The sequence below is a fragment of the Nostoc sp. JL33 genome (genome assembly GCF_017114985.1).
Classification (GTDB): Bacteria; Cyanobacteriota; Cyanobacteriia; order Cyanobacteriales; family Nostocaceae; genus Nostoc.
This window is the reverse complement of sequence record NZ_JABXKP010000053.1, coordinates 140,758-154,698: the sequence shown is the minus strand read 5'-3', so window position 1 is coordinate 154,698 and position 13,941 is coordinate 140,758. Positions and strand designations below refer to the sequence as shown.

The 13,941-nt window shown below is 44.0% G+C and carries 16 protein-coding genes; 5 read left to right on the top strand and 11 right to left on the bottom strand.

Annotated elements, in window-relative coordinates:
• Window positions 1-320 precede the first annotated feature (320 nt).
• From HWQ23_RS15210 to HWQ23_RS15200, 3 genes are all read left to right on the top strand, one after another.
• Complete coding sequence (locus tag HWQ23_RS15210) at window positions 321-527, top strand: hypothetical protein (protein WP_292829593.1); 207 nt, start codon at window positions 321-323, stop codon at window positions 525-527.
• Window positions 528-621: 94 nt separating this feature from the next.
• Window positions 622-1,758 carry an AIR synthase related protein gene (locus HWQ23_RS15205; RefSeq protein WP_292829592.1) on the top strand — a complete coding sequence of 379 codons (1,137 nt, stop codon included), beginning with the start codon at window positions 622-624 and terminating at the stop codon, window positions 1,756-1,758.
• A gap of 496 nt (window positions 1,759-2,254) precedes the next feature.
• Window positions 2,255-2,941, top strand: a complete 687-nt coding sequence (locus HWQ23_RS15200; RefSeq protein ID WP_292829591.1) for a PHP domain-containing protein — start codon at window positions 2,255-2,257, stop codon at window positions 2,939-2,941.
• A 333-nt stretch (window positions 2,942-3,274) separates the two neighbouring features.
• Here HWQ23_RS15200 and HWQ23_RS15195 read toward each other — a convergent pair whose 3' ends face one another.
• From HWQ23_RS15195 to HWQ23_RS15170, 6 genes are all read right to left on the bottom strand, one after another.
• Window positions 3,275-3,868 (bottom strand): glutathione S-transferase family protein, encoded by a 594-nt coding sequence (locus tag HWQ23_RS15195; protein ID WP_292829590.1) that lies wholly within the window; start codon window positions 3,866-3,868, stop codon window positions 3,275-3,277.
• A 53-nt stretch (window positions 3,869-3,921) separates the two neighbouring features.
• Complete coding sequence (locus HWQ23_RS15190; RefSeq protein ID WP_292829589.1) at window positions 3,922-4,617, bottom strand: nucleoside/nucleotide kinase family protein; 696 nt, start codon at window positions 4,615-4,617, stop codon at window positions 3,922-3,924.
• A 102-nt stretch (window positions 4,618-4,719) separates the two neighbouring features.
• On the bottom strand, window positions 4,720-5,634 hold the full coding sequence (locus tag HWQ23_RS15185; protein ID WP_292829588.1) for a TauD/TfdA dioxygenase family protein: 915 nt from the start codon (window positions 5,632-5,634) through the stop codon (window positions 4,720-4,722).
• 79 nt (window positions 5,635-5,713) lie between these two features.
• Complete coding sequence (locus HWQ23_RS15180) at window positions 5,714-6,514, bottom strand: SDR family oxidoreductase (RefSeq protein WP_292829587.1); 801 nt, start codon at window positions 6,512-6,514, stop codon at window positions 5,714-5,716.
• Window positions 6,515-6,539: 25 nt separating this feature from the next.
• The gene (locus HWQ23_RS15175; RefSeq protein WP_292829586.1) at window positions 6,540-6,887 is read right to left on the bottom strand and encodes an inorganic diphosphatase; all 348 of its coding nucleotides are present in this window, start codon (window positions 6,885-6,887) and stop codon (window positions 6,540-6,542) included.
• Window positions 6,888-6,902: 15 nt separating this feature from the next.
• Window positions 6,903-7,850, bottom strand: coding sequence for a zinc-binding dehydrogenase (locus HWQ23_RS15170; protein WP_292829585.1), 948 nt, complete (start codon window positions 7,848-7,850; stop codon window positions 6,903-6,905).
• A gap of 370 nt (window positions 7,851-8,220) precedes the next feature.
• Here HWQ23_RS15170 and budA point away from each other — a divergent pair, with 370 nt between their 5' ends.
• A complete protein-coding gene (gene budA, locus HWQ23_RS15165; protein WP_292829584.1) occupies window positions 8,221-9,015 on the top strand; it encodes an acetolactate decarboxylase in 795 nt (264 codons plus the stop codon).
• A 23-nt stretch (window positions 9,016-9,038) separates the two neighbouring features.
• Window positions 9,039-9,437, top strand: a complete 399-nt coding sequence (locus HWQ23_RS15160; protein WP_292829583.1) for a VOC family protein — start codon at window positions 9,039-9,041, stop codon at window positions 9,435-9,437.
• A gap of 153 nt (window positions 9,438-9,590) precedes the next feature.
• Here the strand turns inward: HWQ23_RS15160 and HWQ23_RS15155 are convergent, their stop codons facing one another.
• The 5 genes from HWQ23_RS15155 to HWQ23_RS15140 form a co-directional block, all read right to left on the bottom strand.
• On the bottom strand, window positions 9,591-10,913 hold the full coding sequence (locus HWQ23_RS15155; protein ID WP_292829582.1) for a dihydroorotase: 1,323 nt from the start codon (window positions 10,911-10,913) through the stop codon (window positions 9,591-9,593).
• Between the two features lie 140 nt (window positions 10,914-11,053).
• Window positions 11,054-12,406 (bottom strand): histidine phosphatase family protein, encoded by a 1,353-nt coding sequence (locus tag HWQ23_RS15150; protein ID WP_292829581.1) that lies wholly within the window; start codon window positions 12,404-12,406, stop codon window positions 11,054-11,056.
• 508 nt (window positions 12,407-12,914) lie between these two features.
• Window positions 12,915-13,268 (bottom strand): hypothetical protein, encoded by a 354-nt coding sequence (locus HWQ23_RS15145; RefSeq protein ID WP_292829580.1) that lies wholly within the window; start codon window positions 13,266-13,268, stop codon window positions 12,915-12,917.
• A gap of 294 nt (window positions 13,269-13,562) precedes the next feature.
• The gene (locus tag HWQ23_RS33450) at window positions 13,563-13,754 is read right to left on the bottom strand and encodes a hypothetical protein (RefSeq protein ID WP_365741518.1); all 192 of its coding nucleotides are present in this window, start codon (window positions 13,752-13,754) and stop codon (window positions 13,563-13,565) included.
• A gap of 3 nt (window positions 13,755-13,757) precedes the next feature.
• Entirely contained in the window at window positions 13,758-13,907 is a 150-nt protein-coding gene (locus HWQ23_RS15140; RefSeq protein ID WP_335121657.1) for a ribbon-helix-helix domain-containing protein, read from the bottom strand.
• Window positions 13,908-13,941 lie beyond the last annotated feature (34 nt).

The following is a 13,941-nucleotide window of genomic DNA, read 5'->3' as shown; positions in this document are numbered from 1 at the left end:
TTATATGTATTTACTTATCTTTACACAGTTTGGTTTTTTCACCTCGTTCTACTTAAAAGATAGCAATTCTCCCCAGTTAACACAAAATATATTAATCTGATTGCTAATCGATGATCGAAAAACCTATCAAGAGATTACTGAATTTTTAGATTGTGGTTATATTAGGACTCATATTTGATTTTTGAAATACACGTAGGGGAGCCGCCGCGTTGCGGAGGTTCCCGACGCTCGATAGAGAAGCGTTAGCGGCTGTGCATAGCGTCTGACTCGCTATCCGTCCCGCTTGTCAAGACTGATATGAAAATCAAAATATAAAATATATGGATAGTAAAGAACTAGCGCAATACATCGAAGCAACGAATAGCATTACCAAACCTTGGCTATTGGTACAACTGCGCCTGATGAAATTGCAAGAGCGTCGAGCCACCCTTACAAACGATGTCTACACCAAAGAGTTAGAAGATATTTACCAAGACTTGATGAATTTGGGGGAATGGTGGCGTGGTATTGAAGATGAGGTATTTTAAAGTTAGGAGTTAGGAGTTATGAGTTTTCCTAACTTTTAACTCCTGCACAGACGCGATTAATCGCGTCTCTACTCCTAAATTAAAACGCAACCTGATGCCTCAAGCTCTCGATCAAGTCGATTACGATACTCTCGATGCCGCAAAACGACGCTTCATCGATGCCGCAAAACGCACGCTTGGCTTTGCAAGGGCTTATGGCATCGTGCCCGCATCCGGTCTTGGAGCAAGCGCTAACGCCTTCAGTTTCAACCTTGCTCCGTTTCTAGAGGCGGGGGCAAGAGAACTTTCTATGACACTTGTACCCGAAGGACTGGGCACCGCAGACGATACCCGACCTGACGACCTCTGTGAACAAGAGCTTCGACGATTCTGGTGGAATATCGGTATCAAGATAATCTCGTGTCTTACGAACGACGCGGCAACCTCAGGTATGCAGACTATACTTCTCGGTCTTTATCTGCCGTCGAGTACTCCTGAAACAATCTTCACCCCCGCTTTCCTTGATGGGTTTCTGGATGGAGTAGTTGAGGGGTGCAAACGAGTGGGGTGTGTTTATCTTTCAGGGGAAACTCCTCAACTAAAAACTAAAATGATTCCAGGGCGACTTGACATCGCCGGCTCGGTTTTTGGGGTCATGCCGCCTGGTGTCGCTCCTATTGATAGCTCGCGTCTGGATGCCGGAAATACCATTGTTCTCGTCGAGAGTTCGGGGCCCCATGAGAACGGCTTTACCCCACTACGCAAGCTTGCTGAGTCTCTCCCTGATGGCTACAGAACCAAACTTCCGAGTGGGCAGGAGTTCTGGGAGGCGATGAATGCTGCGTCGTATCTCTACACGCCGCTTGTGCAGGCGGTGCTTGGCGAGGGAATTCGTCCCACCGCGATGGAGAACATCACTGGACATGGCTGGCAAAAGCTGATGCGGTCGGTGAAGCCGCTCCGGTACGTCATCGAAACAATGCTCCCAGTGCCGGAGATATTTACGTTTGTCGAGGGTCATCTTGAGGGCGGGGCAGCGACGATGCTTTCTGTGTTCAATTACGGTGCAGGATTTGCATTCTATACAGAATCGGAGCAAGATGCAGAGAAAATTGTCATGCTTGCAAGAAAACAGGGGCTTTCGGCTGTGATTGCCGGAAAGGTTGAAGCGTCCCTTAGCCGCGAGGTGGTGGTAGAACCGTTTGGAGTCACCTTAAAGGGAGATTCTTTTGGGATTGCGCGAGGGGTATAGTGATTCGTAAGCGTAGGCATAGCCCGTCGTAGACATCGCCAGCTTTCTTGAAGCTATTGTAGACTCACAGGATACTCTTAGTTTTGCGATGCCTGCGGTTCAAAAAGCCTATGCTAAAGTCATTACTAGTTAACTAAAACTAGTGTAATTACTAATGCAAGTAATCTTTTTTACACACAATATAAATTAGCATTTCCGGCTAATTAGAGATAATTACTCTATTAAACCTTTAGTATCTAAGTAATTTAACACAAATACTATAGGCGTATTTATGAAATTTTGGATGCAATATTTATTACTACTTAAAATTAAAGTAGTACAAACTACCCATGACCACTTAGATTAAGATTTGCTAACGTAGTCTTAACATATTGAAAAATTTGCTGAGAAAGCTGAGAAAGTAACAGCCAACACTAATTTTTATTGTTGGGTCTTTCTTATCTCTAGATGTAGCGTTTTAGTGTGTTAAAAATATACATTTTGTTCAGAGGGGGTTATGGTTGTAAATTTGGCCCAAACTACTGCTTCGGCAGAACTTTTAAAGCAAGTATTCCATAAGATTGATGCACATAGTTGTCCAAGGTTATTCAACTTTCATATGCACACTGTTTACTCGGATGGGAGGTTGCAGCCGAGTGTATTGATGGAGCAGGCGATCGCGATTGGACTAAAAGGGTTAGCCATCACCGATCATCATGGTATTATCGGCTATCAAGCTGCACTTGCTTGGTTAGAAGACTGGAAGTGGAGTAATCCTGGTGCAATCACTCCTTACCTGTGGAGTGGCGTGGAAATTAATGCCAACCTTTTGAATATAGAAGTTCACATTTTGGCTTACGCTTTTGCACCAGAACACCCTAGTATAAAACCCTATCTGCAAAGAAGGGCGACTACAGGGCAAGAATATCAGGCAAGTAACGTGATTGCCGCTATTCATGAAGCTGGGGGATTGGCAGTTTTGGCTCATCCAGCTCGTTACAAGCGATCGCATTTCGACTTAATTCCAGCTGCTGCCGAAAAGGGTATCGATGGCGTGGAAACTTTCTACGCCTACAATAACCCTACCCCCTGGCAACCCAGCGTATTGGAATCAGAACAAGTACAAAAGTTAGCTAATGAATACTTTCTTTTCAATACCTGTGGTACTGATACCCACGGTTTGAGTTTGCTACAACGTTTGTAAAAATGAATCCATTTATTTTTATACCCCTGGTTCAAGCAGCCAGGAGGTTATTTTTTGATCTTCAGGACTTACGCAAACAATAGCCGAAACCCTAATTTTCTGGTAGGGGCAATTCATGAATTGCCCCAGAGCGCGTGTAGTTTTGCGTAAGTTCTAACTGGGTTAAAACGTCTAAGCCCTAAAGTCCTTACTACAAACTCTTCATTACTAGCTTGACAAAGTACTACTTTGAGTATCCATGTTTAAGTTGTTTTTTCGTACTCATATTTCTATCTGCGAGGGCGTACTCATGCTTTTTTCGTTCTCTTGTTTGGAACAAGAAAGTGTTATTTATTAGGATTCTGGTATTGTTACTTGCATGGAGGATCGTTTAGAGAATTCATCGTACCAATGGGCAAGTTTTGGATATTTCTGCCGCCATTGCAGATCAGGAAGACGGATTTCTAGTCCAAGTGCAGAGGCGAGAGTTATATGAGCAAGTTTAGGAGTTTGGTCGAGTTTATCTGATATCTTCTCGAAGTAGTCCAAAATTCTCAACGCCCGCGATCGCTCAAACTCGATCACCCCAAAAGACTGCTCACTCAGGGGACGCCTTAACTCCCGTACCCAGACAGCAATACCATCTATGAACCCACCAGTCATACCTTCAAGTTGCTGTAAAAAGCCATTAGAAATGTCAGCAACTAGTTTGATCTCAGGATTTAAGTGATTCAGATAGGCGCATATTATACGTGTTTCACTCAAAATAAATCCATCATCAGTCGCTAGCGTTGGCACTTTACCTGTAGGGTTGTAATTCAGTAGGTCGCTGTTTGGATCTCGTGCAATGACTTTTTGGGTTTCGATCTGATTGCTGAGATTCAATTCTAGTGTTGCTATCCGTGTAATGCGTGCATAGGGCGAGTTAGGTGTATAGAAGAGTTTCATAAAAAGCGCGATCGTCATTAGATACTGGGTTCAAACGTCTATCGTTTTAACAATTACGAATTAGGATGATTTGCTCTCAAGAAGAGAATCGGTTCTGCCAAATTATTGTTTTTCAATAAAGCATCGGCATACTGCACAGGATTAGATTCCGCAAAGTAGATTCGTTGTGCAGCATGGTATCGCTGACGATATAGACGAACTGCGTTTTCCCAAGACCCAAGCCGTGCTGCATCCCTATCTACCCCACGCTGCTCGGCCACATCAAAATCTGTATCTATATAGATACGATAGTCAAAGTAAGAGACAATCTCTGGTCGTAGCAGAAAACTGGCAGCAAAAAGAAAAATATCTCCAGGATTGGCTTTATTAGGTGCCTCTTCCACTGGAGCATCTGTTTCCAAGTCGAACCCATGTGCCTGGTAGATTAAATTACCCCCAGGCCCCAGTGGTTCAAGCACAAGCTTTTTGAGGAGCGGATAGTTGTAGGCATCAAAATAGTAGCCTTCAGCCGACTCACGACCTCGGCGATGGCGCAGGTGACGTGGGTTATGGAAATCATCCACTGCAATGTGAACAGAACTTCTTCCACGTCTGGTTAATATCTGTGCCAGATCCTGTGCCAAAGTGGATTTGCCACTAGCAGTAATGCCTGTCACCGCGACTTGCAGAACACGAGAAGGCAGAGCCTCAGTATGCTCGATTAAAGTATCCGCTATTGTTTCCAAAACAGTAGCGCGTGTATCACCCATGCATCGCTCCTCTGCCCAAGTATCGAACTTGCTTTACTACCAATGAAACTTCTACTTCACAAAGATTGTCTAGCTGGTATTTTATTTTTACGCGAGTCCCGATTACGCAGTTACCGCTTCACGTCGGTTGTACTCAGAAGCGTCTCCCTTGATGGCCTCACTTTGTTTACCATCGATGCCAACTGGGAGATCGCCGACAATTGTCACTCGTTGAACGTGGCGGGGCTGATCGCCGTAATCTGCGATCGCATAATGTTGAGTAGCCCGGTTGTCCCAAAAGGCGACGTCACCAACTTGCCAACGCCACCGGACTGTGTTCTCAGGACGTGTTACATACGCTTGCAATAGTCGCAGAATGTCATCTGATTCAGTTGTTGATAAGCCACGGAACTGGCGAACAAATCCGCCGATGAATAGCCCACGCTCCCCAGATTCGGGATGGATGCGTACAACTGGGTGCAGAGTCTCGTATACAGTCGAGGTGAAAACAGCTCGGTAAGCTTTGACATCTTCAGGTAGGTCGAATGCAGTTGCATAGTCGTATTTGTTGCTATGTACTGCCCAAAGTTGGTCTGCGAGATTACGCAGATGGGTAGGTAAATCTTGGTAGGCAGTCACGGAGTTTGCCCAGATTGTATCGCCACCAGTTGGGGGAATGTCAAGCGCTCGTAAGACGGAACCGAGAGGCGGACGGTCTACAAATGTCACATCGGTATGCCAGCTATTGGCGCGGGAAGTGGTGCGGCCATAATTCAGGTCTAAAACTTCGGGGTTTTCTGGAAGCGATGGTACGGTGGGGTGGGCTGTAGTGAGTTCACCGAAACGACGAGCGAAGGCGACTTGTCCATCAGTATCGAGCTGTTGCTGACCACGGAAAAAGATCACTTTGTATTTGACTAGAGTCTTGCGAATATCACTGATAATGTCATCGCTGAGATTAGAACTCAGATTAACACCAATAATTTCAGCACCGATACGTCCTGCAACTGGTTTGATATCAAAGTATTGAGAACCCATGTTTTTATCTCCAAGAAGTTTATGTTTTTACAAGAGTAGAGACGCGATTCATCAGACGCGATTCATCGCGTCTCTACTGTTAAACACCAGGGGTAGATCCGCCATCAACGATAATCTCTGTTCCTGTAATCGATGCAGCTAGATCAGACACCAAAAATAACGCCAGCGCGGCAATTTCTTCTGGCTGGGCGATTCTTTTTAAAGGAATACTTTGGATATTTTGTGCCTTCACTTGCTCGACGCTGATCCCTTGTGCTTGGGCATTTTGCCGCGCTAAAGTCTCGGCACGCTCAGTAGCTGTAGCACCGGGCGATATGGCATTAATCCGAATCTTGTACTCGGCTAACTCTTTAGAAATGCCCTTTGTGAAGTTCAGCAAAGCAGCATTGCTTGTACCACCAGCTAGGAAGTTAGGGCGAGGTGTACGTCCTGCACCACCAACTATATTCACAATCCGGCCATCACCGCGACTTTTTTGATGGGGAACGACGGCTCTAACTAAGCGGATATAGCCCAATAATTTTAAGTTCCAAGCATCCAAAAATAAATCATCAGTGGATTCTAGGAAAGATCCAGCACGGGCTGATCCAGCATTGTTAATCAAGATATCAATCTGATTAAATTGGGCTAATGTTGTGGAGACAACTTTCTCTACATCCTCTGCTTTTGTTAAATCGGCGCTGATGGCAATAACTTTCGCGCCTGGAGTGGGTAAGGATTGGATGTCAGCTACTGCCTGATCTAAGCGTTCTTGATTGCGGGCTGCGATCGCTACATTCACACCCTCACTATAAAGTGCTTTGGCAGTTGCTAAACCAATTCCCGCACTTCCTCCTGTTACGATCGCTGTTTTATCTGATAGTTTTAGTTCTAAACTCATACCAACTTATGCTCAAAAATGTAATTTACTTGCGAACCAATAACATTGCTGATTGAGAGCCTCTATTGTGGATATCCAAGATGGCTTGATTTTCCCCTGATGTACAACCCAGAAGTATCTTGATTTCTGTATCTCGCTTTTCCAAGTCAACACTAAAAATAACGGCAGTTACTGTTTGACTAGACAAGCTACCTATCCAAACATCAATATCATCTCCATCTCCAGAGCTAGTGTTTTCCAAGTATCCATAGTCCAGTGGATAAACGAAGGATGGATAACGTGGATGTGATGTCCCTTTTGGGCGATCTATCTTGAGATTACTAGTGGCTACAAGCTGATCTAGTTTCAACCAGAAGTCATTGTTATCCCCCATGCCATCAGCTAATACTCAATTGGAAATGTGTAACACAGCCTTGCCAGGAAAGCGCCTGTCGAGTAATTGTTGCGCTACATCAGCTATTTGTGTCCAAGAAGCTTCTAGATCAATGTGAGGACGCAACTGGCCTGCTTCTACTAGACTCAAAAGCCGTTTTAGACCGACTGCGGCTGATTCAAATCTCAGTTCATCGAACAGACGTAAACCATACAAACTCACGCTACCAGTCCCAAAAAATTGGGCAGCGTTGAATGTTACTTCTGCTCCCCCAGATACTCCATACAGCACAGTTTTTCCATCCTGTGCCAGTAAGCTAAGGGCTACCCCCAAAGTCTTGCCACCCACTGACTCTATAATTAGATCATAGGGGCCATATTCGCTGGCGGGTGAGAGGTCTTCGCCAATCACCACCGATTGTGCCCCTGCTTCTCTAACTAGAGTCTCATAGCCAGCTTGACGAATGTATGCCACGACGTGCGCCCCTGACAGCCGCGCCAATTGGATAGCAAAGTAACCAACGCCTCCTGATGCACCTGTAACTAGAACTGGGCGACCTAACAGCGAACCACCTTTTAGCACAGCATGATACGCGGTTAAACCTGCTACAGGCAGTGTGGCAGCTTGAGCAAAGGATACCGATGCCGGCACTTCTGCTAAGGCGTTGGTGGCAACAGATACGAGTTCTGCCCAAGCACCGGCGCGGCGAAAGCCAACTACACGCGTCCCTTGGGGAAGCCCTGAACCATCGGCAGCCGGGGTTTCCACTACACCTGCCAAGTCCCAACCAGGCTGCCAACCAGCCTCAGCAGTGGTTGAACGTTTCACCTCTCCCCGATTGAGAGAAATCGCCGCTACCCGTACTAGTGCTTCATCTGGGGCAGGCGTTGGTGCAGTCACTTCACTTAGTGCCAAACGTCCAACCACATTCGGATCAACAATCACAGCACGTATTTTACTCATAGAGAATGCCCTGGCTTAGAGATGAATTTCTAGATCGGTGGTTCACGATGTACTGCCTACAATAATAAACTCGATAGATTTCGCTAGTCCTTCTTAACCCCTAATCCCTACAACTAGGTTAATGATATTTAACAATCTACGGTAACTTGATAGGTTTATAGTAATTTTTAGGGTGTAGAAAGAAAACTATCACAATATAGACAAAAGAATCAAGCACCCTGCGAAAAGATTTGTTTCATCAATGCTTGCATTGATGGCTACGTTGTAAGCTAGTCGCTGTCAACCTCCTACTCTAGGAGAAGCCGCCTTCCAGCAGTCTAGGGATTTTACTACGTAGTACACGAATATTCAAAAGTAATAATTTTATCTTATGAAACTTAAGCGTTATTTATGGATAACTGTTTTAAGCATAACTGTATTATTCGGTATCATTCTTCCAGGGAGAACTCAGCAACATAGCTCATCAAATACCCTATTTCAAACATCTACGTTTAATGCTTTGTCAATAGGTGTTTATCAGGGAAATACTAATTTTAAAGAATTAAAAAAATCCGGTAATTTTGGTTTGGGAACAGTAAATTACCTTGATGGAGAAATGATTGGATTAGATGGCAAGTTTTATCAGGTCAAAGCTGATGGAGTTGCGTCTGTCATTCCTGATTCGATGACAAGCCCTTTTGCTACAGTCACCTTTTTTAAACCACAAAGATTAATTAATTTAGAAGGGCAGATTAATTATCAACAATTGCAGCAATCGTTAGATCAGCGCTTACCGACTAAAAATTATCCTTATGCTATTCGGATTCAAGGTAATTTTCCTTATCTCAAACTTAGAAGCGTTCCCAAACAAACCCTACCCTATCGTCCTTTGGCAGATGCGCTCAAAGAACAATCAATTTTTGAGTTAAGAAACGTCAATGGTACTTTAGTAGGTTTTCGGATACCCAAATATATGCAAGGAGTAAATGTTAATGGCTATCACTTTCATTTTATAACTGCAAATCGTCAAACTGGAGGACATATTGTAGATGGACAATTCCAAAATGCTAAAGTAGAACTTGATAGTTTAGCAAACGTTGAGATAAATTTGCCCAAAACTGCTGAATTTGACCAAGCTGATTTGGAAAATAGCAAACCTACTAAAGTCAACAGAGTTAAACGGTAACTAAATATTTTTGGATTAAAGCTATGTCACCAGAAACTATTGCAAAAGAAAAAGATGCTCGTCCCCCTGTAGCGATTGGTCATGTGAGATTATATGTCAGTAATATACCGGAGGCTAGCGATTTTTTTGTCAAGATAGGGCTGCGGCCGATCGCCCAATCAGAACAATTAGCTGTTTTAGAATTACGAGGAGGAACGCACTTAGTTTTGAGAACAAGTTCAGAGGCGATCGCTCCTGGAATTAATGCGCCTTTTGATCTGATGGTAGATGATGTTTTTGCCACCAGAGATACTTTTAAGAAGTGGGGGCTGACTGTTTCTGAGATCGAAACAGGCAGAATCCACAGTTCATTTACTTTGACTGGCCCGGACGGCTATCTTTTAACGTTAACTTCTTCACATGCAGGCGATAGAGAAGTTTAACAATGTTAGTGCAGGGTTAGATCACCGAATTTTAGATTTTAAATTTTGGATTTTGGTGAAGCAGCGCGGGAACAGGGGGTTTCCCCCATGAGTGACTGCACCAAGCCGTTCGCGCAGCGTCTCCCCTTGGGAGAAGGGATTGAAGATTCTTTTTCAACACCAGATTTGCACAACATGACCCTTTAACTGTTGTCCTAACCAAGGTGTATTTTGTGAAAGTGTATAAAGACTTTTGCGTTCGACTTTCCAGGTTTGCTGGGGATCAAATAAAGTAAGTTCTGCTGGTTGATCAGGTGCGATCGCACTGACTTTTTGCCCCAAACACTCGGCTGGACTGCTACTCAATGCCCGCCATAATTCTAAAGCTGTAAATTCTCCAGTTTCAACCAGATATTGCCACAGCAAAGGTAATGCTAACTCTAAACCAATTGCTCCAGCCGGTGCTTCGGCAAAAGCTTGAACTTTTTCTTCGTAGCTGTAGGGTGTGTGGTCAATAGCGATCGCATCTATCACACCCGCACGCACCCCAGCACGCAACGCCGCCACATCGCGGAGATTACCTAAAGGCGGGTCTAAATGCAAGCTGGTGTTATAACTCTTAACTGCTTTTGTATCAAGTAAAAGGTGCATCCAGGTGGTGCTGGCGGTGATCGGTAAACCAGCAGCCTTAGCTGAAGCGATTAATTCCACGCTGCGAGATGTAGAGACACGCATGATATGGACTGGTGTGCCTATGGTTGCAACCAATTCAAGCATTGCTGCGATCGCAGTAGTTTCAGCGCTGGCGGGTATTGGGGGTAAACCGAAACGCAGAGCATCTGGCCCTTCTCTGATTACACCATTTGCTGTTAATTGGCGATCGCTAGGCCAAAATGCTACTGGTTTACCTAACGGCTGGAGATACTCTAACACTCCGCGCACCAGCGCCAAATTTTCTAAAGGCTTACCATCCGTAAAACCAACAACTCCAGCCGACGCTAAATCTGCCAATTCCGTCATTTGTTTCCCAGCAACATCTAAGGTGATAGCACCCCAGAGATGAAGCAGGGGGAGAGGAGAAGTAAAGGTAGCAGGGGGAGCCAAATTAATTTTCTCCTTCTCCCTTATCTCCCTTATCCGCCTCATCTCCCCACCTCTCTTCTGCTGCAACTGTGCCACAAGCGCAGGGTTATCAATAGCTGGGGATGTATCGGGTAAAATGCTAACTCTGGTAAAGCCGCCAGCAGCAGCAGCTTGTAAAAGAGACAAGAGGGTTTCCCGTTCTTCAAAGCCAGGTTCACCAGAGTGGCTATACAAATCTACTAACCCAGTACCGAGAATTAATCCCTGACAATCTCTAATTTGAGTATCGGAACCGATATCAGAAATGCGCGAAGCCACTGCTTGGATATAACCATCAGCAATCAACACATCAAAGAGTCCGTCGATTTCAGAAACTGGGTCAATCACCCGTACTTGTTGCAGCAGTTCAGTCATAAAAGCTTTTAGTTATGAGTTATAAGTAAATCTTAAGTAGGGTATGTTACGGCTTTAGCCTAACGCACCATGTTGTACTAACTTTATTCTTCACTTCTGACTCCTAACTCCTCACTCCTAACTCCTAACTCCTAACTCTATTACAATGCCCCTGCTGCTGTTTTATCTAGTACCCCTCCACGCAAGTGAGTGGTGATATTCATCGCTTGCAATACTGGTAAACCATCGATTCCAGAAGGATAGTCGATAACACTGACTGCACCATTACCCTGGCGAAAATTCCAGAAGTTTTCCAGCGATAAACCCAGAATGTGACAAAGCAATGTTTTATTAGTAGCGTCATGAGCTACTACTAATACAGTTTTGTATTGATTAGTTGATGCTGCTTGCACAATTGATTGCCAAGCTGCAACGCTACGCTCCCACACCTGTTGCAAATTTTCCCCTTCAGGCATTTGCACTTGGTCTGGTACTATCCGCCAGCGCTGCAAGTCTCCCGGAAACTCCTGCTCTATCTCGGTTTCTAATTTCCCTTCCCAAAGTCCGTGACTAATTTCTCTTAAACCATCTTGCAATTCTAACTTTACATTAGGATGTTGTTTTAAGATAATCTCTGCTGTTTCTTTAGGGCGCAACATTGGGCTACTTACAGCAAAATCAATTGCTACCTGTTGAAGAAATTCGGCTGCTTTTTGCGACTGTTGTCTACCGTTGTCGTTGAGGGGGACATCAATTTGCCCTTGAAACCTAGTTTGGCGATTCCAGTCAGTTTCCCCATGACGCACCAGCAACAACCGTATTCCTTGATGATCCGGTCGCAATGAGGGTAGAATTTCCCCAGTGTGTTGCGTCTGATTTAAGGATTCTAGTTGGACTGGTTCCCCCAATCCCCCAGCAAAATTTAGTACGGTGATGCCACAGTTAGATTGCTGGATTGAATGGTAGCGACTTGGAGGGATCCCCAAGGCTGTGCTAATCAGGGCGCGATTAATGCCGTTATGTCCCACTATGAGAATAGTTTCGCCTTGATGTTGGGACAAAGTTTCTTGCCAAAATTGCCGTGCTTGTTCGTATAAAGCAAGAACGGGAAAATGCTCTCTTGTCCCTTGTGCATCATTTAGCAGCATCCGCAGTTCGTCGGGGCGTTGATGCCAAGTGCGGTAGTCTTCGGCAAATTTCTGCTTAACTTCAGCAGTTAGCAGTGCTTCCCATAAAGGTAAGTCAATTTCTAGCAGCAAATCAGAAACTTGGATTACAGCAGACTGTTCAGGATGAGTAGCTAACTCACTATGGATAATATCTGCTGTATGTTTCGCTCGTTGCAGGGGACTGCTGTAAATCGCATTAAATAAAATATTGCTGAGGGCTTTGGCAGCTTTACTGGCATCGTTACGACCTTTTTCGGTTAATGTTGACGCATCAGTGCGTCCCTGAATACGCCGCTCGGTGTTATAACCACTTTGACCGTGGCGCACAATGATGACACGAGTCATCTAAAAGCCCTCCTCTATCTAGACGATTAATTTTACTGCAAAATGATTGCAGAATTATCGACTAAGGAACGCGGATTTAGTCAACTTAAGATTAAAAGGGTGGTTATCCAACAAATAAATTACTACTACTTGTGGGGTATTTTTTTATTTGTCAGTCCCTTGACAGGGATGTAGAGCTAGATGTAGGCCCCTGCCTATGTATCTGTATCACTCAGATATTGCACCAGTTCCCACAACCGCTTCAGAATGAATTCTGAGGCTAATAGCTTAAGTCTTCTAAAGAACACTAAGGTTTTTAGTCCACTTTAGTGGAGTTAAGCTAAAAGCCTGTGAAATTTATTTCTTGGCGGGAGATAGAGCAGGTGCAATATTTGAGTATCAGGTATCTGGCAAAATGGTATAGCTTTAGCTTTGTTTGATTCTAAAGGTGCGCCTCGCAGATGGATTGTTGATGATAAGGCAATAAGGCATCTACGCTCAAAACTACAGCATCAACCTTTATACCTGATTATTCTCTCTCTATATCTAACTGCACTTGCAATCCATCATTGCCACTCCCAGACTGAGCCGGTGTTAAGAAAACAGAAGTGTCTGGCAGTGATAATGATTCGTTAAAGCGGAGTTTGACTGGAGTTTTATTGTTGCTTCTATTATTGTTGGAGATGCTTGCTGGATTAGTTTGCTCAAAAAAGCTTCTAAAGTCATTTTGGGCTGTTCTATGATCAATTCCAACTAGAGAATCACCAGTTAATCTGTATTGCCCTCGATTTAAGCTTGATGCTGGTGACTGAGCGTACACCTGGCTTCCTAAGCTTGCAAAGGCTACCGTAATTGCCAAAAAAGCAATAGTTTTGGTGTTCATTTGTTTAATCCAAATTATCTTTAATATTGCTTGTCTTTATTTTGTGGGGAAATTATTTTAATTAACTCTATCGTTAGGTTCTATTACAATAATTGTATTGCGTATATACTTAGCTTGTCAATGATTCCTGCTCTGTGTTGCCTAAAATAAACAGATGAAATATTAGCCAAGCTATAACGAGCGATCGCGGTTAAGTGCGTTGACATATGCCACCATGAAATCAGGCATGTTATTAGGGCAAACTATGGAAGATAAAACTTAACATTTGTTTAAGCGATCGCTTAAACAACGCAATCATAACTGGGGGTTTTCTTCGGCAATGTAAACAAAATACTCATCAATATCTAAACTGGCTTTGGGTGTAATGATTATCCGCTTTGTGATTATTTCTCTTGATGCAGCTAGAATATTTAAGTGCGTGCGTTTTTGCTGCCACCATTGATGATTAACTTCTATTGCCTCTCCACTTTCAAGCCCTGCAATCAAAAGTTATTCTATATGTTCTTGCATCTTGCGTTTTTGGTCTTGAGTGATTAAGTTTTGTAGATATTCGCTAATTGAACCGTAGCCACCTTGAGCCACTTGTTCCTCAACAAAAGCTTTCATCGACTCAGGCAAGGAAATATTAATCCTACTCATAACCTTGGCAGTTAGGTTGAACTATTTTTTCCAG

Coding starts and splice junctions, on each gene's coding strand:
- HWQ23_RS15205 (WP_292829592.1), top strand. CDS start 622: ATGCCTCAAGCTCTCGATCAAGTCGATTACGATACTCTCGATGCCGCA.
- HWQ23_RS15200 (WP_292829591.1), top strand. CDS start 2,255: ATGGTTGTAAATTTGGCCCAAACTACTGCTTCGGCAGAACTTTTAAAG.
- HWQ23_RS15195 (WP_292829590.1), bottom strand. CDS start 3,868: ATGAAACTCTTCTATACACCTAACTCGCCCTATGCACGCATTACACGG.
- HWQ23_RS15190 (WP_292829589.1), bottom strand. CDS start 4,617: ATGGGTGATACACGCGCTACTGTTTTGGAAACAATAGCGGATACTTTA.
- HWQ23_RS15140 (WP_335121657.1), bottom strand. CDS start 13,907: ATGAGTAGGATTAATATTTCCTTGCCTGAGTCGATGAAAGCTTTTGTT.
- budA (WP_292829584.1), top strand. CDS start 8,221: ATGAAACTTAAGCGTTATTTATGGATAACTGTTTTAAGCATAACTGTA.
- HWQ23_RS15155 (WP_292829582.1), bottom strand. CDS start 10,913: ATGACTGAACTGCTGCAACAAGTACGGGTGATTGACCCAGTTTCTGAA.
- HWQ23_RS15150 (WP_292829581.1), bottom strand. CDS start 12,406: ATGACTCGTGTCATCATTGTGCGCCACGGTCAAAGTGGTTATAACACC.
- HWQ23_RS15180 (WP_292829587.1), bottom strand. CDS start 6,514: ATGAGTTTAGAACTAAAACTATCAGATAAAACAGCGATCGTAACAGGA.
- HWQ23_RS15170 (WP_292829585.1), bottom strand. CDS start 7,850: ATGAGTAAAATACGTGCTGTGATTGTTGATCCGAATGTGGTTGGACGT.
- HWQ23_RS15175 (WP_292829586.1), bottom strand. CDS start 6,887: ATGGGGGATAACAATGACTTCTGGTTGAAACTAGATCAGCTTGTAGCC.
- HWQ23_RS15160 (WP_292829583.1), top strand. CDS start 9,039: ATGTCACCAGAAACTATTGCAAAAGAAAAAGATGCTCGTCCCCCTGTA.
- HWQ23_RS15145 (WP_292829580.1), bottom strand. CDS start 13,268: ATGAACACCAAAACTATTGCTTTTTTGGCAATTACGGTAGCCTTTGCA.
- HWQ23_RS15210 (WP_292829593.1), top strand. CDS start 321: ATGGATAGTAAAGAACTAGCGCAATACATCGAAGCAACGAATAGCATT.
- HWQ23_RS15185 (WP_292829588.1), bottom strand. CDS start 5,634: ATGGGTTCTCAATACTTTGATATCAAACCAGTTGCAGGACGTATCGGT.